This is a genomic window from Chitinophaga sp. 05T412 (assembly GCF_056396465.1).
Genome location: NZ_JBFTLN010000005.1, coordinates 288269 through 312682 on the forward strand (window position 1 = coordinate 288269; position 24414 = coordinate 312682).

The 24414-nt window shown below is 45.0% G+C and carries 21 protein-coding genes; 4 read left to right on the forward strand and 17 right to left on the reverse strand.

Going from position 1 to position 24414, the window contains the following annotated elements:
• Positions 1 to 122: 122 nt before the first annotated feature.
• Positions 123 to 2336 (reverse strand): transferrin receptor-like dimerization domain-containing protein, encoded by a 2214-nt coding sequence (locus tag AC1DFM_RS13690; RefSeq protein ID WP_477077299.1) that lies wholly within the window; start codon positions 2334 to 2336, stop codon positions 123 to 125.
• Between the two features lie 230 nt (positions 2337 to 2566).
• On the opposite strand from AC1DFM_RS13690, the gene AC1DFM_RS13695 reads away from it, so the two are divergent.
• Positions 2567 to 2911, forward strand: coding sequence for a carboxymuconolactone decarboxylase family protein (locus AC1DFM_RS13695; protein WP_477077300.1), 345 nt, complete (start codon positions 2567 to 2569; stop codon positions 2909 to 2911).
• 63 nt (positions 2912 to 2974) lie between these two features.
• Positions 2975 to 4012 (forward strand): 2-oxoacid:ferredoxin oxidoreductase subunit beta, encoded by a 1038-nt coding sequence (locus tag AC1DFM_RS13700; protein WP_477077301.1) that lies wholly within the window; start codon positions 2975 to 2977, stop codon positions 4010 to 4012.
• 127 nt (positions 4013 to 4139) lie between these two features.
• Here AC1DFM_RS13700 and AC1DFM_RS13705 read toward each other — a convergent pair whose 3' ends face one another.
• Positions 4140 to 4778, reverse strand: a complete 639-nt coding sequence (locus tag AC1DFM_RS13705; protein ID WP_291925286.1) for a LysE family translocator — start codon at positions 4776 to 4778, stop codon at positions 4140 to 4142.
• A 29-nt stretch (positions 4779 to 4807) separates the two neighbouring features.
• Entirely contained in the window at positions 4808 to 6346 is a 1539-nt protein-coding gene (locus AC1DFM_RS13710; RefSeq protein WP_477077302.1) for a GH3 family acyl-acid amido synthetase, read from the reverse strand.
• Positions 6347 to 6525: 179 nt separating this feature from the next.
• Between AC1DFM_RS13710 and AC1DFM_RS13715 the strand changes: the two genes are divergently transcribed.
• Together AC1DFM_RS13715 and thiL are read left to right on the forward strand one after the other, a co-directional pair.
• On the forward strand, positions 6526 to 7296 hold the full coding sequence (locus AC1DFM_RS13715) for an inositol monophosphatase family protein (RefSeq protein WP_477077303.1): 771 nt from the start codon (positions 6526 to 6528) through the stop codon (positions 7294 to 7296).
• Positions 7297 to 7298: 2 nt separating this feature from the next.
• Complete coding sequence (gene thiL / locus AC1DFM_RS13720) at positions 7299 to 8333, forward strand: thiamine-phosphate kinase (protein WP_477077304.1); 1035 nt, start codon at positions 7299 to 7301, stop codon at positions 8331 to 8333.
• A gap of 107 nt (positions 8334 to 8440) precedes the next feature.
• Here thiL and AC1DFM_RS13725 read toward each other — a convergent pair whose 3' ends face one another.
• The 14 genes from AC1DFM_RS13725 to gmk form a co-directional block, all read right to left on the reverse strand.
• Positions 8441 to 10120, reverse strand: a complete 1680-nt coding sequence (locus tag AC1DFM_RS13725) for an ArnT family glycosyltransferase (RefSeq protein WP_477077305.1) — start codon at positions 10118 to 10120, stop codon at positions 8441 to 8443.
• A gap of 40 nt (positions 10121 to 10160) precedes the next feature.
• Entirely contained in the window at positions 10161 to 11258 is a 1098-nt protein-coding gene (nagA, locus tag AC1DFM_RS13730) for an N-acetylglucosamine-6-phosphate deacetylase (protein WP_477077306.1), read from the reverse strand.
• 20 nt (positions 11259 to 11278) lie between these two features.
• Entirely contained in the window at positions 11279 to 11668 is a 390-nt protein-coding gene (gloA2, locus tag AC1DFM_RS13735) for an SMU1112c/YaeR family gloxylase I-like metalloprotein (protein ID WP_477077307.1), read from the reverse strand.
• Between the two features lie 32 nt (positions 11669 to 11700).
• Positions 11701 to 12504, reverse strand: a complete 804-nt coding sequence (locus AC1DFM_RS13740) for an amidohydrolase (protein WP_477077308.1) — start codon at positions 12502 to 12504, stop codon at positions 11701 to 11703.
• A 65-nt stretch (positions 12505 to 12569) separates the two neighbouring features.
• Positions 12570 to 13028, reverse strand: a complete 459-nt coding sequence (locus tag AC1DFM_RS13745) for a regulatory protein RecX (RefSeq protein WP_477077309.1) — start codon at positions 13026 to 13028, stop codon at positions 12570 to 12572.
• A 127-nt stretch (positions 13029 to 13155) separates the two neighbouring features.
• The gene (locus AC1DFM_RS13750) at positions 13156 to 15492 is read right to left on the reverse strand and encodes an ATP-dependent helicase (RefSeq protein WP_477077310.1); all 2337 of its coding nucleotides are present in this window, start codon (positions 15490 to 15492) and stop codon (positions 13156 to 13158) included.
• 184 nt (positions 15493 to 15676) lie between these two features.
• The gene (locus tag AC1DFM_RS13755) at positions 15677 to 16747 is read right to left on the reverse strand and encodes a fatty acid desaturase family protein (protein WP_477077311.1); all 1071 of its coding nucleotides are present in this window, start codon (positions 16745 to 16747) and stop codon (positions 15677 to 15679) included.
• A 397-nt stretch (positions 16748 to 17144) separates the two neighbouring features.
• Entirely contained in the window at positions 17145 to 17645 is a 501-nt protein-coding gene (locus tag AC1DFM_RS13760; protein WP_477077312.1) for an RNA polymerase sigma factor, read from the reverse strand.
• 289 nt (positions 17646 to 17934) lie between these two features.
• Positions 17935 to 18468 carry an HdeD family acid-resistance protein gene (locus AC1DFM_RS13765; RefSeq protein WP_477077313.1) on the reverse strand — a complete coding sequence of 178 codons (534 nt, stop codon included), beginning with the start codon at positions 18466 to 18468 and terminating at the stop codon, positions 17935 to 17937.
• 411 nt (positions 18469 to 18879) lie between these two features.
• The gene (locus AC1DFM_RS13770) at positions 18880 to 20406 is read right to left on the reverse strand and encodes a M28 family peptidase (RefSeq protein ID WP_477077314.1); all 1527 of its coding nucleotides are present in this window, start codon (positions 20404 to 20406) and stop codon (positions 18880 to 18882) included.
• A 119-nt stretch (positions 20407 to 20525) separates the two neighbouring features.
• Positions 20526 to 20984: a ribose 5-phosphate isomerase B gene (rpiB, locus tag AC1DFM_RS13775; RefSeq protein WP_291925326.1), complete on the reverse strand. Its 459-nt coding sequence runs from the start codon at positions 20982 to 20984 to the stop codon at positions 20526 to 20528.
• Positions 20985 to 21013: 29 nt separating this feature from the next.
• The gene (gene tatC, locus AC1DFM_RS13780) at positions 21014 to 21871 is read right to left on the reverse strand and encodes a twin-arginine translocase subunit TatC (protein WP_477077315.1); all 858 of its coding nucleotides are present in this window, start codon (positions 21869 to 21871) and stop codon (positions 21014 to 21016) included.
• A gap of 595 nt (positions 21872 to 22466) precedes the next feature.
• The gene (locus AC1DFM_RS13785) at positions 22467 to 23738 is read right to left on the reverse strand and encodes a hemolysin family protein (RefSeq protein WP_477077316.1); all 1272 of its coding nucleotides are present in this window, start codon (positions 23736 to 23738) and stop codon (positions 22467 to 22469) included.
• A gap of 42 nt (positions 23739 to 23780) precedes the next feature.
• Positions 23781 to 24350: a guanylate kinase gene (gene gmk / locus AC1DFM_RS13790; RefSeq protein ID WP_477077317.1), complete on the reverse strand. Its 570-nt coding sequence runs from the start codon at positions 24348 to 24350 to the stop codon at positions 23781 to 23783.
• Positions 24351 to 24414: the final 64 nt, after the last annotated feature.

Consider the following 24414-nt stretch of genomic DNA (forward strand, 5'->3'; position numbering starts at 1 on the left):
CTGATTTTTATTTTTTGATTTTATAAGATAAAAAATGAGGGAAGATAAATGCGGATAACTGCATCTATCTTCCCTCATCTCTTTTAATCAAAAAATAAAAATCAGTATAATCCTAAACAAGACTAAAAATCGCGGGATACCTTACCCAGATAAGCCGACAGCCTTTTAATCGCATCTGCCGCTACGCCAATTTGTTCCTGTGCCTCTGTCCATCTGCGTTGTTCTATAGCCTCCCTTACACCAGGAATAGTTTTAACACCGTATCCGGTATAGAAACCAGGCGCATACAATGTATGCTTGTACCAGGTGCGTGCAGGCAATCCCTTATCATTAAGTAGCTGCTGTTCTGCCTGATACAAAGCTTTATTCACCGCCGCTCCGGCAGGATGATTTTTAGCCAGTATGGTAGTAGTGGAATCCAGCCCAATCAAGGCGTTTTGCAGTGGAGAGAAATCCAGATAAGGCACATCGGATTTTGTTGCTGGTGGCGATAAATGCGCGGCTGAATCTGTGGCCAGCTCATATTTATGTTCCAGGATCAGTTGATTATTGATGGCGGTAGCTTCTCTCATATTGCTGGTCAGCTCTGTTAACTCGTTGACATAGCAGTTGACGGTTTCATAGAGTTTACGGAAGTCAAAAGGCAGGTTAACGGCATCGGCTAAACGCAAAGCGGTATGGCCGGCTGTTTGAGAAAGTACTACGCCATAGTGAAAGCCGGGATCTTTAAAGCGTCGGTAGTCATCGTAAGAATCGTAGATGGAGTGGTATTCTCCACCTGCATCTTCTCCCCCAAAACCAAGATCCAATGAAGGAATGCCCAGGTGCTGCAGGAAAGACGAATAATCGGAACCTGATCCCATAGCGCCAATAGCGATGCCTTGTTTAGCCAGCTTCTCCTTCTTGGCTTTGGCGGTGCCGGCTTTTAGTACATCGGCAGCCTGTTTGCGCGCCAGGATGCTTACTTGTGTTTGAGGGTCTGTGATATCGCGGGCTACCTCGTTGACAAGCGTTTCCAGGGCATGGGAGCCGCTGGCGCCAAGGAAACCACGACCGTTGCCATCAGAGTTGATGTAAACCACTGCTTTCTCTTTCAGTTCGGCAGCATGGTCTTCCACCCATTCTGTAGATCCCAGCAGGCCGGGTTCTTCCCCATCCCAGGCGCAATACACCAGGGTGCGGCGTGGCTGGTAGCCTTGTTTGTGCAGTGCTCCGATGGCCTTGGCTTCTTCCAGCAGGGCGGCTAATCCGCTGATCGGATCGGCGGCGCCGTTTACCCAGGCGTCGTGGTGGTTGCCGCGAATCACCCATTGGTCGGGCTGTTCACTACCTTTCAGTTTGGCCACTACATCATGGCAGGGACGCACTTGCCAGTCGAACGCCAGTTTCAGATGTACTTTGGCGGCGCCACCACCAATATGATAGGTGAATGGTAGCGCGCCGCGCCACTCTTCCGGCGCTACCGGGCCTTCCAGGGCTTTCAGCAATGGAGTAGCGTCGTGGTAGCTGATAGGCAATACTGGTATTTTAAGCAGGTTGGCCGCTTGTGAGCGTTCCAGCCGCTGTGCATTGGCAGTGGCGCCTATGTTAGGTGTGAGTGGGTCACCAGGATGTATCACGATGTCCATGACGGAGCCGCGTTGTACGCCGAATTCATTTTTGAAAGCTCCTTTGGGATATACGTCACCGTTATAGTAGCCATCATCTTTAGGGTCGGAGTAGATAATGCAGCCGGCGGCACCATGTTCCTGTGCTACTTTGGGCTTGCTGCCCCGCCAGGAGTGGCCGTATTTGGCAATCACAATTTTTCCCTTTACGTTGATGCCGAGGCGGTCCAGGTATTCATAATCTTCCGGCAGGCCGTAGTTAACGAATACCAGCGACCCAGATACGTCGCCGTCTGCGCTCCAGGCGTTGTAGGTAGGTAATTGGTCTTCCTGGCCGGAGGTGGCATCTTCTTTCAGGGCGGGTTCCTTCAGCACAGCTTTATAGCTGGAGGGGGCGGTTAATTCCAGTACCCGCTCTTTGGGCGTGGGAAACAATACCTGGTAGGTAACTATTTCAGCATCCCAGCCATAGCTTTTAAAGCGCTGCCGGATGTCTTCCGCTACTGCTTTGCCTCTGGCAGAACCGAGGGGATGGGGGTGAGATGATAATGCCTGGATGGTTTCTCCTATGTGACTACTGCTCAGTTGTTTATCAAATTCACGTTCCAGTTGTAGTTGTTGGCTGGCGGCGCTATCGGTATATCCGAGGAGTTTCTTTTCCTGCGCCTGGGTGGTGCTGCCTGCGCATAGCAAGAGGGCCAGCAGGCGGAAACAGTTGGTTGATGTCATAAGCTGATCTTGTTGTTAAAGAGGGTTTAGTAATCTAATATACAAATAGTCCACTATACCAATAGACTAATTTATTCGAACGGTTTCGCGTAATAACTTTTGGTTATGATCCATAAATACAGGTTATAGGGGAAACAGTCTACTTAACCAGTAGATTATTCTATATTTGTAAATCCTTTCATAGCTTTAATGTGTGAAACGATTAGGTTAACATCATAAACAGCAGTTATATGGCGAATGCGATACAGGAGTTTAACGACTACCGTGCTAAAATGAACGAAGTTATACTGGGCAAACAGAACAAAGTCATCAACCGTCTTTTTAACCTGGATACCAACACCTATGCAGAAGGGGCATTGAGTACCAAAACCAAGGAAATGCTGGGATTGGTAGCTTCTATGGTACTGCGTTGCGACGATTGTATCAAATATCACCTGGGGAAGGCATTTGACGAAGGTGTCACCACCGATGAGATGTATGAAATTTTCGCAGTGGCTAATATTGTGGGTGGCACTATTGTGATTCCGCATACCCGCCGGGCCGCAGAATATTGGGAAGAATTACAGGCGCAGTGATCTTAATTTACAGGTATCTATCGTAACTTTACAGACTCTAAAATTATATTTTAACTCATACTAATGTCAACAGCAACTATAGCTCCGCAGGCAGCCCTCACGGCAAAAGACTTTGCAACGGACCAGGAAGTACGCTGGTGCCCTGGCTGCGGCGACTACTCTATACTAAAACAGGTACAAACAATTATGCCTGGCCTGGGGATTCCCCGCGAAAATATTGTGATTGTTTCCGGTATCGGTTGTTCTTCGCGTTTTCCATACTACATGAACACTTATGGTATGCACTCGATTCACGGTCGTGCTACCGCCATCGCTTCCGGCCTGAAAGCTACCCGGCCTGAGCTGAGCGTATGGATCGTTACCGGCGACGGTGATGGTCTTTCCATTGGTGGTAACCATACCATTCACCTGCTGCGCCGTAACTTTGATGTGAACATCATGCTGTTCAACAACCAGATTTATGGTTTAACAAAAGGCCAGTACTCTCCTACTTCAGAAGAAAATAAAGTGACCAAGTCTACTCCAATGGGTAGTATTGACCATCCGTTTAACCCAATGGCCCTGGCCCTGGGAGCAGATGCCACTTTTATTGCCCGCAGTATGGACCGTGATCCGAAGCACCTGCAGGAAATGCTGAAACGCAGCCACGCCCACAAAGGCGCGTCTTTCCTGGAAATATACCAGAACTGTAACATCTTCAATGATGGCGCTTTTGAAGCGTTTACAGAAAAAGGCAGCAAAGCCGACGAAACAGTTTTCGTAGAACAGGGTAAACCGCTGGTGTTTGGTCCTACTAAAAACAAAGGTATCCGTCTTGATGGCTTAAAGCCAGTAGCAGTAGAACTGGGTGGCGAATACTCAGAAAGTGACCTCTGGATACACGATGAAAGCGATTTCTATAAAGCACAGATATTGACCCGCATGTTTGATGATGTGCGTATTGAAGGCCATCTGCCTCGTCCTTTTGGTGTTTTCTATCAGGCTAACCGCCCTACTTATGAAGACATCATGCAATACCAGCTGACCGAAGCCCTTGAGAAGAAAGGCCCCGGCGACCTGGATAAATTGCTGGCTGGCAATGAAACATGGGTGATAGCGTAAGGCACAAAGCCGAAAGCAAAAAGCTATAAAAGCGAATGACCAGAGCGAGTATTTAAGTTACTCATACGCTCTGGTCATTCGCTTTTATAGCTTTTTGCTTTCGGCTTTATGCTTTCAGCTCTATTTATTAATGTCCTAATGTTCCTACGTCGAACAATACTTTGTACAGTAACACTACCCCAAAAATGATCAAACTCACGCCCGAAATACGGTTCAGCCATTCTACATTGGTCAGCGTGAGCTTATGACGGATTTTATCAGCCACAAATACTTTAAGGATATCGGCAGATAATACCATACTTAAACACACCCCATATGTTACCACGCGGTGGCTGATCGGAGTAGCACTATATCCTATACAAACCGGCAGCCAGAAGATCACAACACCCGGATTCAGGGTATTCATTAAAAAACCGGCCAGCCATATTTTGAGGTAATCATGCGTCCCGAACATTTCAGGCTTTTCCTCACCTGTACTGATTTTTACCTTCTTAAAAAGCAGCCCGTAAATACCCATACAAATGAGTAATATACCGCCTACTATTCCGATGGTGTGGTTATATCCTTCCAGGCCACTGATAAAAGCGGTGGAGATATTTCCAATCAATACAAACATGATATCGCTGAAAGACACGCCTAATGCGAAACTAATGCCTGCCTTAAAGCCATTATTAACACTGTACTTTATAATTGCGAATATAACCGGGCCTACCGATAATGATAGAACTAACCCCAGTCCTAATCCCGCTACAATTGCTGCTATCATGCTTATAATTTCCGTGTCACAGGTGCTAGTTAGTTCTTAACTGTTTTTCCAACAAGAAATTTCTCCCAGTCCTTCAGTTTCTCACCTTTCATTACACGTGGAAACTTGTTCATGGCGCCTTCCTTGCCTTTGCAACGGAGATAGTCAATAAACGCATCGTTCGGCAATATTTCTACAAATACTTCTTTCAATGCTGCAGAGCGTTCTACGGCGTAATCATCGTTTACATCGCTGAGCGTTTGGTCAATGATTTCACGGACTTTCTCTGCATCTACTCCAGGTGTATCTGTACCCACATACCAACGGTGTGCAAACAGGTTCTGATAAGGGAAACCAGCTACGGTAAACTCCCTTACGGTGATACCCAGTTTCTTCTGCACATTATCTATCGCCTTGTTCATGTTGTCGATACTCATATGCTCTCCGCAAAGGCTGAGGAACTGTTTGGTACGACCTACAATCACTATTTCATGTTCCTTTACAGACGTAAACTTCACCACATCACCAATCAGGTAACGCCATGCGCCCGCGCAGGTAGACAGCATCACGGCATATTCCACATCTTCCACCACCTCATTGATCATGTAAGATTTAGGATTCGGCTTTACCTCTCCTTCTGCGTCAAAGTTCTCTTCATTGAATGGAATAAATTCGAAGAAGATGCCTGCATTCAGTACCAGCTTAATACCCTTGGTACCCGGACGCGCCTGGAATCCAAAAGAACCTTCAGAAGCCATATACGTTTCAATGAACGCAATCGGCTTTCCGAGCAGCTTCTGGAAGCTATCGCGGTACGGCTCGAAGGATACCCCCCCGTGAATATATACGGCCAGGTTAGGCCATATTTCGTGAATATTCTTCACGCCATGATACTTGATAATTTCTTCGAACACAATCTGTACCCAGGCTGGTACGCCACAAACGGTACCTACGTCCCATTCCCTGGCTTTGCGTACGATCAGCTTGATACGCTGTTCCCAATTGGGTTTCCGCGATATTTTACCACCGGGCTTATAGAAACGGCGAAACCATTTCGGGATATTTTTGGCCTGAATGCCGCTCATATCTCCCTCATAGTAATCCCCTTTCTCATATAACGAAGTAGTACCCCCCAGCATCAGAATTCCTTTTTCAAAGGAACGGGGAGGTATGTTGAAGTTAGCCATAGAATACAGCTGCTTCACCCCTACTTTCTTCACTGTTTTGAGCATTGCTTTGGTAACCGGGATGTGCTTACTGGCAGATTCCGATGTACCTGAGCTCAGTGCAAAATATTTTATCTTTTCCGGCCAGCTCACGTTCGCTTCCCCTTCCAGGCAGCGATACCACCATTCCTTGTGCATTTTTGTATAGTTATGCACGGGTATTTTCTCACGGTATTGCCCAATGAAGTTGGGACTATCCAAAATGTCCTGGAATTGATAGTGCCGACCAAACTCTGTCTCCTTGGCCTTCTCCAGCAAACGATGCAGCACCTGCAGCTGGTATTGGCGAGGCGTTCCTAATTTAAACGTGAACTTCTTCCTGATGCGTAGTGACCTGGAAATAAGATTACCTATAATGGCCATTAACTTTCCCTCTCTTTAATTGAACTACAAAAATAAGTGGAATATTGAATATAAGTTGACTGATAATTCGGAATTACAGGTTATGAGTTATCTATAAGTCTTCTATACATACAAAATATTCAAAGATGTAGGCTATAATTCGCAATTCATAATTCGTAATTCATAATTACCTTTGCGGCATGTTAAAAACTACTTTACTCAAAGCTACTGAAGCCAGCGGAAAAATACTGCAACAATATTTCAATGGCCCTTTCGAGGTGAGCAGTAAAAGTTCCATTAACGACCTGGTAACAGAAGTAGATAAAAGATCTGAAACCGCTATCATCGACATTATCAGAGAAACTTATCCAGACCATTTTATCTTGAGTGAGGAGGTGGGGGAGATAAAAACTAACTCCTCCGTAAAATGGATCATTGATCCTATCGACGGCACCGTCAATTATGCAAACGGAATCCCTATCTGTTGCGTATCTATAGGTGTGGAAAAAGATGGAGAAATGATATTGGGCGCGGTATACAATCCTTTCATKAATGAGCTTTTTGTGGCCGAAAAAGGCCAGGGAGCTACCTTGAACGGTAAACCTATCCACGTATCCACTAAAGCCGATGTAGCCACCTCCTGCCTTGTTACAGGATTTGCCTATAAATKGCAGGATATGCCCAACAATCCGCTACAAGTGCTGGAACATCTCATTAAACAAGGTATTCCCGTACGCCGGCTGGGATCTGCTGCCATAGACCTTTGCTGGGTGGCCTGCGGACGATTCGATGGGTTTTATGAACATTCCCTCCAGGCATGGGATTCTGCCGCCGGTTATCTCATCGTAGAAGAAGCTGGGGGCAAAGTGACCGACTTCTCCGGAAACCGGTATTCTCCTTATCAAAAAGAAATATTGGCTACCAATGGCCATATCCATAGTGCATTACAAGACCTTGTTAACGGTAAATAAAGATGGAAGAGGAAAGAACAGAAATACAGGACCTGGGCGAATTCGGATTAATCGAATACCTGACCAGGAACATTGAAATACAAAATGCCAGCACCGTTTTAGGCGTAGGCGATGATGCCGCCGTGATCGATCACTTCGGCAAACAAACCGTGATCAGCACCGATATGCTGGTGGAAGGCATCCACTTTGACCTCATGTATACCCCACTGAAACACCTGGGGTATAAGTCGGTAGTGGTAAATCTGTCAGACATCTACGCGATGAATGCCATCCCTACCCAGATCACCATGAGCATTGCCTTCTCCAACCGTTTCTCCCTGGAAGCACTCAACGAATTTTACGAAGGCGTATATGCCGCCTGCGAAAAATACGGCGTAGACCTGGTGGGCGGCGATACCAGCAACTCACAAAAAGGACTCGTTATCAGTGTTACCGCCATCGGTGAAGTAACACCAGATACTTTTGTTAAAAGATCTACCGCCCAAAAAGGCGATCTGCTCTGCGTTACCGGCGACTTAGGCGCTGCTTACCTCGGCCTTACCCTGCTGGAAAGAGAGAAAAAAATCTATCTCGAAAGCCCGACGGTAAAGCCTGACCTGGAAGACCAGACCTATATCATTGGCCGCCAGCTGAAACCAGAAGCCCGTAAAGATATTATCGAGTTCCTTCAACAGGAAGAGATTCTGCCTACTGCCATGATGGACGTAAGCGACGGACTCAGCTCCGAAATACTCCACATCGCCAAACAAAGCAACCTCGGCGTAGTGCTGTATGAAGACAAAATTCCTATTGCACAGGAAAGCAAAGAAATAGCGATGAAGTTCGGCCTGGACCCTACTGCCTGCGCTTTAAGCGGCGGAGAAGACTACGAACTGCTGTTTACCATGAAGCAACAGGACTACGATAAAATAGTGCTCAACGAACAAATCAGCGTTATCGGTTACATGGCCGATATCAGCGAAGGCGCACATATTCATACCAAAGGAGGCAACAAGTTTAAATTGGTTGCCCAGGGATGGAATGCGTTCCAGCAATAGCTTTTAGCAGTTAGCCATTAGCTTTTAGCAAAAATGCAGCGGAGAACATCATAATGTGTTTATCTCCGCTGCATTTTTGCTAAAAGCTAATGGCTAACTGCTAAAAGCTACTTCACTACCTCTACTGGTATCACCGGACTATTATGCGTCGGTGGCATATCTCCGGCAAATACTGAAAACTTCAATTGATACTTACCTGGCTTCTCTGGCATTACCACTTCCAGGTTTATTAAGCGTCGCAGCATGGCTCGTTCCAATGTCATGGTAGATTTCACCGGTGGCAGCCATTCGCCTGTCAGGGTAAACGCATATCCCAATACCGGTTCATTGGTTCTATCCAGGCGGATCGGCTGGTGATAATCATTATCTGGCTGCAGAATTACATTTACATGCTCTCCGCGTTTGGCCTTAATGGATTTTAGCGCAGGCTTTAACTGTATGAGTGAGTAAGAATAATAATCATGTTGGATGTTATAGTCCCAGGTACCCAGCACTGTTTTCAGGCTGTCGGTAACAGGAATCCCTGCACCTGGATCAAATACTACCATCACTTCTTTCCCCCATAACTCCGTTTCTGTATTCCAGAAATTATACTGACTTCTGCGGGCATAGCGGCTATTAAGGCTATAAGACAACTGCCCGGTATAAAACATATACTTTGAGGGACGCTGATAACTATTCAAAAATACGACCGGCTTACCCTGTGCACGTGCAGCCACCTGCGATGTCCACACCCGGTTGTTATGTATTTCCGGTCTTATTTCCACGCCGGGCATAAAGTCCCAAACCATGTACACTCTCACCACCAGCACCAGCAAAAGCGTTACCGGCAAAGTATACAACAGCCATTTCCTCGACCAGCCTTTCCGGACAATCGTCTGATGCGCCAGGATTACCACCGGAGTAAACAGCATTACTGTCCAGTTAGCCTCTACCCTGCCTTTGAAGGTACTCAACAGGAAAAATGCCAACACCCCGATTACACAAAATTTAAGTGCCCGCTCAAAGGAGTTCTGAATAGGAGAACGGAAGGCATAGTACAATATCAACCAGCCTAATAAAGGCCCGAATAACAACAGCTGTCCTCCCAGGTAATCCAGCGAGTAACTGATATCATAGGAAGAAGCATTTCTATCTACCAGGTGATATTGCAGAGAAGGGAAACCATGGGTATACTGCCAGTAGATATGTGGTAAAAACAACAACGTGGTAATGATACAAGCCACATAAAACTTGAATACCTTCAGCAGGTTGACGTTGGATAATAAAGTGAAGAAAACCAATAGCACACCATGATACTTACTATAGAACATCAACACCATGGAAATACCGAGTAAAATGGTGTTTTTCCAGGTTTGTTCGTTGAGGAAATTGCGATATACCCAAAAATAGATAGCCGCAAAAAATATCAGTGGTACATCCGGCACGGCCAGCATTCCACCTATCTGCATAGCACCCATGGCGCCTACTATCAGATAGAACAGCATATTATCTTTGGAAGCAATAAGGCGGGCTGTTACCCATAACGTAAGCGTATTGACCAATACAATCAGCAACCTCACTCCCAACTCGTTATGAAAAATACCATATCCTATTTTGATGAACAGGGCTATCATTGGTGGATGATCAAAGTACCCCCAATCGAGGTGACGTGAATACACCCAATAATAGGCCTCGTCATCCCACAGCTCGGAGAAGCAGGCCTGCAACAGGCCCAGCACCAGCCAGCTTAGGAGGAACAAATTTCTATATCGGTCTTTTTTTAAGAAGCGAGTTAATGCACTCATGTGGATATACAGTATGATTAATCCTGCGAAGATAGCGCTATTAACAGTATACTGTAGAATTCCAGTTGGAGTCGATTGCCACCAATGCGGCATCATAGCCTACGGCAATACGGCCCAGTGCCTGCTCACGGCCCATAGCGCGCGCCGGATATAGGGAAGCCATGCGCAATGCCTCTTCCAGCGGAATACCCGCTTCTTCCACACAATTACGAACGGCTTTGGTCATCGTTAAAGAAGATCCGGATAATACACCGCTGGCGCTTACATAACGGTCCTTTTCCCGCAGGTAGATATAATCTCCTTCTTTATTCTCTTCTACGGCATCTGTGATTAAGAACAACCGCTCCTTCATCATTTTTTTGCTGATACGGATAGTGGCGAAATCCACATGTATGCCATCCGCAACAATGCTGGCGCTTACCCGGGGATGATCGTAAATAGCGCCTACAATGCCCGGGGCACGGCTTTCCAGCGGCGACATGGCATTAAACAGATGCGTGGCATGATGGATACCATTGTCAAACGACGTATAGGCCTGGGCGTAAGTAGCGTTACTATGACCGGCAAAGATGGTAATACCGGCAGCGGCTAATTGTCGTACCAGCTCCGGATCACAGCGTTCCGGCGCAAGCGTCATAATTTTTACCACATCCCGGCCATTTTCCAGTATCCAGTTAATATCTTCCTGTGTTGGAATACGAATATACTTGTCGAGGTGCGCGCCTTTCTTTGCCGGATTCATAAACGGCCCTTCCAGGTGCAACCCCAGCACTCCCTGTCCGCCTTGCTCCCAATAATCCCTGACCGCCTTCATGGCTTCCAGCATAACTTCAGGGCCAATAGTAGCGAGGGTAGGCATGATCCAGGCAGCGCCACCAGCTTTACTATAGGCCACCGTAGCCGCCAACGACGTTACCGATGGGTATAACGAGAATACCTGTCCATTTCCGCCGTAAATCTGTAAATCAATAAACGCCGGGGCCAGCAAAGCACCTTTCAGATCGGTTTCATTACCCGTCAGCGTTACTTTGGAAGTGGGCATCACACTGGTAATTTTACCCTGATGAGTACTCACAACGTGGTCTTCCAATATTTCCTCACCGGTAAATATGTTGGCGTTGATGTAGGTTACAGACATACCATAAAATTTTATAGACGTTAGTGAACTTCGTATAACTCTAAAGGCAGCCCATCGGGATCTGCAAAAAATGTAAATCGTTGATTAGTATGAGGATCTGTGCGTATAGGCTCGGTGGAAACGCCTTTTTGCTGTAGCTGCGCTACTGCACTTTCAATATCAGTAACAGAAAAAGCCAGGTGACGCAATCCGGCAGCCTCTGGACGGCTTACTCTTGCGGGAGGGTCCGGGAAAGAAAATAATTCAATGATGTACAGGTCCCCTAAAGCCAGGTCCAGCTTCCAGGAGTCCCTTTCTTCCCGGTATACTTCACGGATTACCTGTAAGCCCAGCACATCGGTATAAAATGCTTTACTACGTGGGTAGTCAGAACAAATAATAGCGATGTGGTGGACGGCTTGCAGGAACATGATGATATTTTATAGCAGTCAGCCTTTAACTGTTATGCTTTCGGTAAAATAGTGAATGGGTCCGCATCTTTCAGGAAAGGAATATTCTTTCTGATTTCATTGAGCGGATCACGTTGAAGGGTATACGTAAAGATATCCTCGTCATCAGATTTGCGGTAGATGATTTCTCCCATCGCATCAATCAGGCTGGATTCTCCACTATGATAAATGTTATTGCCATCGTTGCCGACTCTGTTTACGCCAATTACAAAACATTGGTTTTCAATAGCTCTGGCTTGCAACAACGTCATCCAGGCGGTTTTGCGTCTTTGCGGCCAGTTAGCTACATTGATCAGCACATCATACGCCGGTTCGTTGGTATCTGCTTGTATGTTATTGCGTGCCCATACCGGGAAGCGCAGGTCGTAACAGATGCTGAGATTGATTTTCCAGCCCTTCACCTGTGCAATCAGGCGTTTATCGCCGGGTTTATAATGATCCTGCTCGCCTGCATAACCAAACAGGTGGCGTTTATCATATGTACCGTAGGTGCCATTAGGCAGCATCCAGATAAGGCGGTTCAGGTATTGGCCGTTCTCTTCAATGATCAGGCTACCGGTGATAATAATGTTTTTCTCCGCAGCTTTTTTCTTCATCCATTGTACCGCACTGCCATCCATCGTTTCAGCCAGTTTGGAAGACTGCATGCTGAAGCCGGTGCTGAACATTTCCGGTAAAATCACTACTTCTGTCCTTTCCTTGATGCTGTTGATTTTCTCATCAAACATGCGGAGGTTAGCCTCCTTATCTTCCCAGTGCAATTGCGACTGTATAAGTGTTACTTTCAGATCTGACATTGTCGGTTATTGTGATCACAAAATTACAACCTGACGGATTAGAAACTTTTCAAATTATTGCCTGCTTATACGGCTTTATTTGCGATTTGTTCAAGCGCAACACTAATCAACTCCGATTCAAAACCTCTTTGCAACAGGTATTGCATGGTTTTATACTTGCGCTTTATACCGGTTTCTCCCTTCAGCGATTCATACTTCTTTTCAGTGAGTTTGAGCAGCACCGCAGCATAGTCTTCTTCATCAATCTCTTCCAACCCTTTTCTGATGCAGTAATCAGACACCTGCTTCTGCTTCAGCTCCATCTTTATCTTTTTCCGGCCCCACTGCTTGATACGGAATTTGCCGCCAGCATAGGCTTTGGCAAATCGTTCTTCGTTGAGGAAGTTTTCAGCTATCAATTCTGTAATGGCTTCTTCCACTTCCTCTCCTCTCAATCCCAGTTCCAGGCACTTATACCGGGTTTCCTGGTGACTCCGTTCCTGATACGCACAAAATTGCCGGAGCTTTAATATAGCTGTTAGCATTTAGCTGTTAGCTTTTAGTGATTAGTATTTGTACTGTTGTGAAAGATCTGCTGTTTGCCCTTTAGTTATCAACCTGCGTAAAAGTCTAATAGCTAATTGCTAAATGCTAACAGCTAGTTGTTAATCCCTATCTCACAATTCTCAACTTGGCGTAGTTCAGCATAATTTTCTTTTCGCCGCCGCCTTTAGGGAATATAATCGTAGCAATTCTGTTGTTGGGTGCTCCTTCCAGGCCTGCAATAGTTCCAAAACCAAATTTCTGGTGTTCTACCTGCATGCCGGGTTCCATACCTGCCGGATCATCGGGGGTAAAGTTTTCAGAAGGCACGTGCGTAGTTGAACCGGTGAAAACAGGCTTGGGAGCCGGCTTCTGAGCAGCTGGCTGCGAAGATGATTGCGCCGGAGATTTCTTTTGCATCCGGTCAAACATATTATTGCTGTTGCTCCAACCGGATGTGTTACCACTGCCAAAGGCATTGCGTACACTACCTCCACCTGCATAGCTGCGGTCGATGAACTTTTCCGGCATCTCTTCCAGGAAGCGGCTCGGCTCATTTTGTACCAAGTTACCAAAGCGATAACGGCTATTGGCATATGTAAGCCAGAGGCGCGCTTTTGCACGGGTAATAGCTACATAAAACAAGCGTCTTTCTTCTTCCAGTTCCTCGCGGGTATTGATAGACATGCCGCTGGGGAATAAAGTTTCCTCCAGCCCTACGGTGAATACTACTGGGAATTCCAGTCCTTTTGCAGCGTGGATGGTCATCAGCTTCACTACATCACTGTTTTCGTCAGTGCCCTGATCAGCATCCGTGAGCAAGGTAATCTGCTGCAGGTAAGAGCCCATGCTCTTATCCAGCAACTCGCCTTCTTCATCGGGGGTTTCTGTAAACTCCTTGATGGAGTTCAGTAACTCCTGCACGTTCTCATAACGGGCAAGCCCCTCCGTAGTTTTATCGTTGAATAATTCTTTTACCAGGTTAGTGGATTTACCTACTGATACCGCTACATCATATGCATTGTGCGTAGTCAGCAGTGCCTGAAAGCTCTTAATCATGATCACAAAAGCTTCCATCGCTTCCACGGTACCGCCTTTGAAACCAAATTCACGGCCTCTTTCCAGCACTTCCCACATGGTGATGTTGTGTTCGTTGCTCAGTACAATGGTTTTTTCGATGGTCGTTTTTCCGATACCCCGCACCGGGTAGTTGATAATACGCTTCAGCGCTTCTTCATCGCGGGTATTCATAGTAATACGGAGATAGGCCACAAAGTCCTTGATCTCTTTACGTTGATAGAACGATAAGCCACCGAAAATGCGGTATGGTATTGCTTTACGACGCAGGCTTTCCTCAAAGGAACGGCTTTGCGCGTTGGTACGGTACAGGATCACGAAGTCGCGGTTGTCGTAGTGATTCCGCAGCTTTTGTTCTGCAATGGTATCTGCTACAAATTTTCCTTCTTCGTTATCTGTCATGGTGCGTACCAGTTTAATGGTATCACCTTCTGTATTATCTGTCCAGAGATTTTTTTCGATCTGTCCTTTGTTGTGGGCAATTACTTCGTTAGCCACGCCAAGGATCGTTTTGGTACTGCGATAGTTTTGTTCCAGTTTTACCACTTTCACATCATCATAATCCTTTTCAAACTGGAGGATATTTTCGATAGTAGCGCCGCGGAAAGAGTAGATACTTTGTGCATCATCTCCCACTACACAAATATTTTCATTGACAGCACCCAGTAATTTGATGATTTCGTACTGTGCAGGGTTGGTATCCTGGTACTCATCGATCATGATATATTTGAACTTATGCTGGTATTTATGCAATACGTCCGGGATTGATTTCAGGAGAATATACATTTTGAACAGGAGGTCATCGAAGTCCATGGCGCCATTCTTAAAGGTTCGTTTGGCGTACATGTCGTAGATTTTGCCGATAAGCGGCCTGTTGGCGCGCATATCTTCCTGTTGTACCAGGTGATCCAGCTGATATTCGTCTGGGCCCATCAGGCTGTTTTTGGCAGCTGAGATGCGGTTGTATACAAAGGTGGGTTTATAGTGTTTATCATCGAGGTTAAGCTCGTTGATAATGGTTTTGATCACGCTTTTGGCGTCATCAGAGTCGTAGATGGTGAAGTCGTTCGGATAACCGAGCTTATGTGCTTCCGCGCGGAGCAAACGGGCAAATACGGAGTGGAAGGTACCGATGTAAAGATTACGGGCTTCGCTGCCACCGAGTATTTTTTCCACCCTTTCTTTCATTTCGCGGGCGGCTTTATTCGTAAACGTAAGTGACAAAATATTAAACGCATCCACGCCATTCCGCATCAGATGTGCGATACGGGTGGTCAGCACCTTGGTTTTACCCGAACCGGCGCCTGCTACAATCATCAAAGGGCCGTTAATATGTGTTACTGCTTTCCGCTGTTGTTCGTTAAGCTCGTCTAAATAATTTGCCTTCATCACGACTGCTGTTTATATTTTATTTATAGTAAGATGTGTATTTCAGAAGGGTGTAAAAGTACGAATAGAATTACGAATTAAGAATTACGAATTACGGGATTTGTGAGAAGATAGTAAACGCGGAGAACATCCGCTATTATCTTCTCACAAATCCCGTAATTCGTAATTCTTATTTCGTAATTTCTTATGGCTTAGCGCCCAGTGCTTTCATGAACCGGAAATGTGATACCACGGCTCCCTGCATAGTAGGGATACAGTTGTATGGCAGGTTATGCTCGGCACATTTAGCGGCTACAATTTTGCTGAGTGCAGGATAATGCACATGGCTGATACGGGGAAACAGGTGATGTTCTACCTGGTAGTTCAATCCGCCTACAAACCAGGAAATCAGTTTATGTCCAGGCGCAAAATTAGCGGTGGTTTTTATTTGATGGATAGCCCATTCGTTTTCAATTACTTTAGCATCTTCTCCGGCAGCTTCAAAGGTAGTTTCTTCTACCACGTGTGCCAGCTGGAATACAATTGCCAGCGTAAAGCCCATTACCACGTGCATCACGGCAAAACCGATGCCCCACGCTTTCCAGCCCAGCAGGGCAATTGGGAGCGCTATGTAAAATACTACATACAACACCTTGCTACCCCAGAACACCATATGATCGGTTAGTTTCATGGGTTGCAGTGGCGTAGTATACACTTTACGACCGAGGTATTTTACAAAATCCATGATGAACACCCAGGCAAAAGAAGAGATCGCATATATCAACACTACGTAGATATGCTGAATACGGTGCATAGGCACCCATTTCTGAGAACTACATTGACGCATCAGCGGGCTTTTTGCGATATCATCATCCAGTCCATCCACATTGGTGTAGGTGTGGTGAATGATATTGTGCTTCTGTTTCCAGATGAAAGCATTACCGCCCAGCGCATTCAGCGTGAGGCCAAGGGTATCATTCACCCGGCTGTTGGTAGAATAGCTGCCATGACAGGCATCGTGCATGACATTGAAGCCGATACTCGCCAGAATGAAGCCCAACAAAGCGCATAAAGTGATGGCGAGCGCCGCTGGCATCGTTATAAATAGTAATGAGACGTATAAGGCTACTGCCACGGGAAGGAGAATGGCTGTTTTAAGGTACAGCTTCCAGTTACCCGTTTTCCGGATATTATTTGACTTGAAATACTCTTCCACGGCCGATTTCAGCGCAGGAAAAAACAACGCATTCTTGTTGTTGAAAGTTACTTTTGGCATATAGCATTGTTAAATCCGGCATACAGACAGTTGCAGAATATCCGGAAAATTTGAATAGTGTGCAGCGCTAAGTAACGGTTTTAAACCGGTAATTACGTCATTTCTTTAATAATAACTGGTTATTTAACAAAGAATTGTGCTAAACGGAGGCATCTGGTGAAGGCTGGTAGGACTTTTCAGGATAAACAGTCGTCTGCAAACGGACATACAGCGGACTCGCCGTTTATCCGCCAGAGGTCAACAGATAATGCAGCAGGTTTCACTAACAACAATTTGAAGCTGACTACCGGGTATTCATAGTATTGTAGCAGCAGTTAATTTTGGATTTTGCTGAGCGTTTGCAGACTTCTGTATCCAAAAGCCTGAGTGGGTTATAAGATATAATTCAAACAATACATTAGTGTCTGGTGATACGGGTTTTCAACATTTTACGGGCAAAGTGAATACGGCTTTTCACAGTACCCAAAGGTTCGTTTAAAATGGCAGCAATTTCATAATACTTATAGCCTTCGAAATATAACAGGAACGGCTGTTTGAAGATGACCGGCAGATTATATACCGCCATTTGTACATCTTTTACGCGCAGGTCCGATTCTGCAAAATTCCCGATAGCGCTGGGCTKGTGGCTCAGCAGATAATCCCCTACTGCATGGTCGAGCAGCCGATATTGGCGGTTACCCCGGCGATAATTATTGATGAAAATGTTACGCATGATCGTGTACAGCCAGGCCCGTATATTGGTGCCTGCCAGGTACTTATCACGGTTAGACAATGCTCTGAACAATGTTTCCTGGTAAAGATCCTTCGCTGATTCTGAATCTTTAGTTAGGGTAACTGCGTATGGGCGCAGGAAATCAGCATTGCCCAGCAATAAGTTGTTAAATTCGGTGGATGACATAACGGTTAACTTTAAATTATTCACAATTTTCAATGGTAGCCTTTCATTGGCCCGGGGAGAACAGCGTAGATAGTAATGGTGAGCCGCCGGCGCTCCATCTGGTGAGGTTGTATTGGCACCTGTAATGCTTTAAATGAACAGGGACTATCAACACCCTGAAGCAGCAAATACAGGTGCCTTATTCAGGTGTTGTCATCATCAGGAATAGTTTTAGTTAAAGGATAAGCAAGCATGTGGGGCGCTTTTAAAATAGTAAACAGGGTATTGTATCTTAACTCCAGCTATCGTTTTAATGCCTGTTGCGAAGTCGGAAAGACAATGATATCAGCATAATACCAGTAACAATTGCATAAATTCCAAACATCCAGGTAAGCGTAACGGCTGCGGCTACCGGGTTAGTGACCAGGAGCAAACCGAAAATGATGGTCAGTAATCCACCCACTATATACCATCCTTCTCCGGTGATGACCTTCCTTAACCTGATAGCAATGATCAGCTCAAACAATCCGGCTAACATGGCCCAGAAAGCGATTACATATATCAGCGCTGCGCCTGTAGCAAACGGATTATAAAACGTGAGGATGCCGAATATAACGCCCAGTAGTCCGGAGATAAGAAAGAGGCCCCAATTTTCCGTTGTTTTACGTGCTGCAATGGCGCCAATGATGGCAAAAAAACCGGCAATAAAAAGATACGCACCAATAAAAACAATGAAAGTGGCAAAGGTAATACCCGGCCATCCAACGGCCAGCACACCCAACGCCAGGGCAAAGATTCCTCTCAACAAAAAGATCCACCAATAAGCGCTATAAAAATTAAGCATGCATTCTCAATTTAAGGTTTCACAAAACGTAACAATATCATGGCAGGGTATACCATTGCGTGCAATAAGCGTTTCCGTCATTCTGAACAATCAGGACTACTACAACTAGGTGTTTAAAAAAAGTATGAATACCAGGTACTTCCGTCACAACATCGATTAATGGGACACAAGGGTGCTCACCTTGTGGGATAGCCTTCACTCTCAGTTTAAAAGGTGGCGGGAGTTCTCATGATTCCTACATTCACCGTTACTATAAATCTGAAAGAAATTTTGTTTTGACTCTTAGCGCAAAGACGATACACACAATTTAAAAAATTTTGTTAAAATAAACAAATAGGTTTCCTTACTATCTAAAACGTTAGATAGTACTGCATTTTAAGTGCTCGCTTTACTACAGAGTACGCTTAATTGTTACTTTTCGTGTCGATCTACGATCAATTTGTGTTCACGGTTAGCAATATCCCAGGCCGTGTAAAAAACGAGACGGGCCCGCTTAGCCAGCAGTGTGTAACTGATTTTATCTACCGTGTCTGTGGGTTGGTGATAGTCGGCATGCGTGCCGTTGAAATAAAAGATAATGGGAATGTTGTGCTGAGCAAACATGTAGTGATCTGAGCGGTAATAGAAGGCTTCCGGATCGTTAGGGTCGTTGTATTTATAATCCAGTTTAAGTTTGGTATACGTATTATTTGCCTTTTCATTGATGGGACGCAACTCTGAGCTGAGTTTATTATCGCCAATAATGTATAGATAATTTGTATCTTTTTCGTGCGCAGGATCAATCCGGCCAATCATATCAATGTTCAGGTCGGTCACGGTATTGGCCAATGGATAAATGGGGTGATCKGTATAATAAGTTGATCCCAGCAATCCTTTTTCTTCTCCGGATACGGTCATAAATACCATGCTCCTGCGGGGGCCATGTCCTTCTTTTTTTGCGCGGGCAAAGGCGGCAGCAATTTCCAGTACCGCACTGGTACCGGAGCCATCATCATCAGCGCCATAAAAGATTTTATCTCCTTCTTTTCCCAGATGGTCATAATGTGCGGTAATAAACACCACTTCGTCCTTTTTATCGGTGCCTTCCAGGTAGGCCAAAACATTGGACGGATGTAATACGGTGGCCATTTTATCAAACACAATGTGAACAGGCGTTTTAATGATGGCTGGTATTTTCTTTCCCTTTTCCAGGTCTTCCACCAGGGATTCGCTGTTGTTAATGCCCATAATAGCAGCCGCCAGCGCGGGTGTAATGAAGTAGGTATTGGGTTTCTGGATTGTATCTTTTTCCCAGTAAAGTCCGGTAGTACGTAGTTTTTGTTGATTCAATGCGCTGAAGCGCCCGGCCGACGGCGAAATAATCAGGATGGCCACCGCTCCTTTTTCCCCGGCTATTTTTATTTTGTCTTGCAAGGTGCCTTTATCGTGGGATAGTCCTTTCTTTATCACATCTCTGATCATCACTACCTGGCCCTTTACATCCTGTGTACCGTAGTCGTCGTATTCGCCGCTAACGATGCCGCGGTCGGCATAGATGACCTGTGAAACGTTGATGTGCTGCGATTGTCCGGAGCGCAGGTCGGCCAGAAAATCGTGGCCATACAAAAAGGTTTTGTTTTGCACGGTAATGGTGCTTTGGCGGAGGCTATCAGAATATAACGGATAGAATTGTTCCCATTTGCCATTGGCGCCTGGTTTCAGGCCGGCAGCTTCGAACTGGCTGATGATGTATGCGGCGGCTTTTGCCTGGCCGGGTGTAGCGGTTTCTCTTCCCTCCATGGCAGGTCCTGCAATCACATGCAATTGCTTGCTCAGGCCGTCGGCTGTAATGGTTTCGCCATACCTGGCAGCTGCTGCGCTGTTATCCACAGCGGTATTGAGCTGTGCTTGTGCAGCAGAAATAAAGAACATACAGATGACAACCAGCGCGACTCTCATGGAGTGTTTTTTAATGACAGGTGATATAAATAAAAAGAGCCGGTTGAAAGCCGGCTCTTTAATATTACTACATTTTCGTGTATTCGTTAGCGTAAAAAGTGATATGTGGCTGTAAACCTTTACAGGCAGACCATTTTACGTACTCTGTCCTGGTGACGGCCTCCTTCAAAAGGAGTGCTGATAAATGTTTCCACCATTTCAGTAGCCACCGGAATATCAACAAAGCGGGCCGGGATACACAGCACATTGGCGTTATTATGAGAACGTGCCAGTCTCGACAGCTCGGCGCCCCAGCAAATAGCGGCGCGGATGCCCTGGTGTTTGTTGGCGGTAATAGCCACCCCATTAGCGCTGCCGCAAATCAGGATACCAAAGGCCGCCTGTTCTCTTTCCACCGCGGTAGACACCGGATGTGCGTAATCCGGATAGTCTACAGAATCTTTTGAATGTGTGCCGTAATCCTTTACCTGCAAGCCTTTTGATTCCAGGAAAGAGATCACTTCTTCTTTATACTCAAACCCTGCGTGATCTGAACCAATTGCTACAGGCAGCGTAAGATTGAATATTGTATTTTCCATTTCAGTTACTTGTTTTCAGTTAGAGATAATTAAGACCACTCTTCTACTTCTGTTTTGGTCATCTTGTCTTCGCGGTCTTTCAGCGCTTTCTTCGATATAAAGATACTGATTTCATACAGACAGTATAAAGGTACGAATACGATCAGCTGATCGATGATATCTGGCGGCGTAATAACGGCAGCCAGGATCAGGATCACCACAATAGCGTGACGTCTGTATGCGCGCAGGAAATCCGGTGTAAGAATCCCCAGTTTGGTGAGGAAAAATACCAGGATAGGCAATTCAAACAACAAACCCATACCCAGTACAATCTGGGTCATCAGGTCAAAATAATCATCTATAAAAAACTGGTTTACCGCTTTGGTAGTAACCGTATAGGATGCGAGGAAATTGATGGTAAAAGGGGCCATCAGGAAGTAAGCGAAACCGATTCCGAGGAAGAATTGAAAGGATACCCAGAAAATAACGCCTCTGGCACCTTTGAGCTCCTTTTCTTTCAAGGCTGGCTTAACGAAGCGCCAGAACTCCCAGAAAATGTAAGGAAAGGCACAAACGAAGCCAATCATGAAGGCCAGCTTAAATTGCAGCATGATCTGCCCCACCATCTTATAATTCAAAAATTGAACCTTTACAGGCGTAATACAGAGCTGATCGCCCAATCCCACCCAGTGACCAATTTTACAAAGGGCTATATAAGAAGGAAAGGTGGCGTTAGTGGGTCCGAAGATGACGTAGTCAAGAATTTCCTGTGTGTATACGAATCCAAAAATACTAAATGCAACTATTGCCAATGCTGATCTGACGAGGTGCCACCGGAGGTCTTCCAGATGGTCGAAGAAAGACATTTCTGCCTTGTCGTCATTATTCGAAAAAAATTTCTTTAACATACTTTATACGATCGAACGATGTTGAATACAGTTTCTGCTTAAGGATCACAAATATAGCTGTTGCATACTACAAATTACAGTAGCATACTTATAAAGTAGCCTATTTTAATGTTGCTTTAAGTAGTTGTTGAAAGATACTATGGTGAAGTGTACGTAAAAGAGGAGAAGATGGATCAAGTAGGGTAAAAAAAAGAGCCAGCCCGAGAAGAATCAAGAGCCGGCCTTTCATCCATTGTTTGTTAACCCCAAAAAAGTTGAATTCGAGAATGTCTTTAGCTTCCAGTTAAACTACTTACCTAATTGATGGCAAGCGTTCAGAATAAGTAAGAATCCCTGGTTGCGTTTTATATTGTAATACAAAAATAACAAGAATTATTTTATTATCAATGTTGGAACACTTTTTTTACAACCTTTTAACAAAAATCAAATCATTGTGTTACATCATCTGAAGCAAATGTATACAATCCGTGTTAAATTCCTACTACTTTTTTTAAAAACGTTTTAGCAAATTTGTTATTGTCTCGTTAATCGGAACATTATAAAAAAATTCATATCATATTAATATCCGATAAGTCAACCATTTTAACGGATACGTCTATACCAACATCTTCATCTTCACCATTTCGATCCTGGTATCCGTAACATTCAGAATATCAAACTCATAATCATCAATTATAATACGTTCCTTGATCTTCGGAATGGTCTCATGATGATTGATTATGTATCCTGATAATGTTTCACTTTCATCTTCCGGGAAATCTAATCCATACCTTTCATTCAAGTAATCAAGTTCTAATCTTCCTGAAAAAATATATTCTTTTTCGGCGATTTGCTTTTCTACAAACTCTTCCTCGTCGTGTTCATCTTTTATTTCTCCGAAAATTTCTTCCAAAACATCTTCAATCGTAACAATACCGGCCGTTCCACCAAATTCATCCACTACCCAGGCAATGCTTTTACGTTCTTTATTGAACTTGCTGAGCAGATCAATAGCACTCATGGTTTCAGGAACCGCCAGAATAGGATGAATAATGCTGTTAATGTCCTTCGGGTTCTTGAACATATCCAACTGATGGATATAACCCAGAATATTATCGATGGTACCTTCGTAGATCACAATTTTTGAGAGCTTGGTATCCATAAATTTTCTCCTCGCATCTTCAATAGGGCGTTGCATTTCCAGCGACTCTATCTCTTTACGCGGAATAAGGCAGCCACGGATTTTTACATGCGCCAGCGATAATGCGTTTTCGAATAATTCGGTATTCAGTTCCTGATTATTTTCTCCGAGGTGCTGTTGCGACTGGCGAACAAAGTGCTCTACATCCACGCGGGTAAAGGATTCACCGTTTTCCACCAACCGTACATTGAAGAGATATTTCAACATCCACTCGGATATTGATACGAGTACATTACCGATCACATACAGCGGTTTGGCGAGTAATGAGATAGGTAATGCAAAAAAGCCCAGCAATGCTTCAGGCCTGGATCTGAAAATAGCTCTCGGTACAAAAAAGCCCAGGAAGAGCATTATGAAAGAAGCCAGTATTACTTCCACGAAAATAACAAAGGGCTGCATACCAGCAGCGGCCGATTGCCCCATGAAAGCGTCCCATGCAGGCTGGAATACACCAGCCACCATGATACCGTAAATAACAACCGTAATAGTGAATCCTACCAGACTGGTGGCCAGGAAACGACTGGGGTTTTCATTTAAACCGGCTAAAATTTTGCCAGTAGCCCGGCCTTGCTTCTTTTTGAGCTCAATGCTGAGTTTATTAACATTGGCAAAAGCGGCTTCAATACCAGCGAAGAAGCCAGCCAGCAATACCAGGAAAATCAGAATAATGATTGTGTATCCGTCCATCCTAACAAAAATAACGAATTAGGAAAACCAACGATCACGCCGCTACTTTATATTTAAAAAATCTGTTACCAGCTTTTTTACTTCTTCATACGCTTTTTCCAGTTGGTCATTCACTACAATCTGATCAAATTCATGGGCGAAAGACAGCTCGTAGCGGGCTTTTGCCAGACGTTCGTCCAGCGAAGCCTGGGTTTCTGTTCCTCTCTCGCTGAGTCGTACCCGTAAAGCATCTAACGATGGAGGCTGTATGAAAATAGTGAGCGCGTTCTGGTGATATTTTTCTTTGATAGATAAAGCTCCTTTTACATCAATGTCCACCATAGGGATCTGTTCGTTATTCCAGATACGTTCCAGTTCACTCTTCAGCGTACCATAATATTTACCGGCATATACCATTTCATATTCCGCAAAGRCATTCTCTTCTATTTGCTGATGAAATTCGTCGGCAGACAGGAAGTAGTAATCTTTTCCGTGTACCTCTGTAGGCCGCGGTGTACGGGTGCTGGCAGAGATAGAAAAAGCCAGTACCGGCATATTTGCCAGCAGTTTTTTTACGATAGTGGTTTTACCAGCTCCGGAAGGTGCGGTAACAATGATGATCTTTTTTTCCATTATAATAATACAATCAATGTTGCGGGTGACTTCAAATGCACAACCCAAAAACGGGCAAAATGTT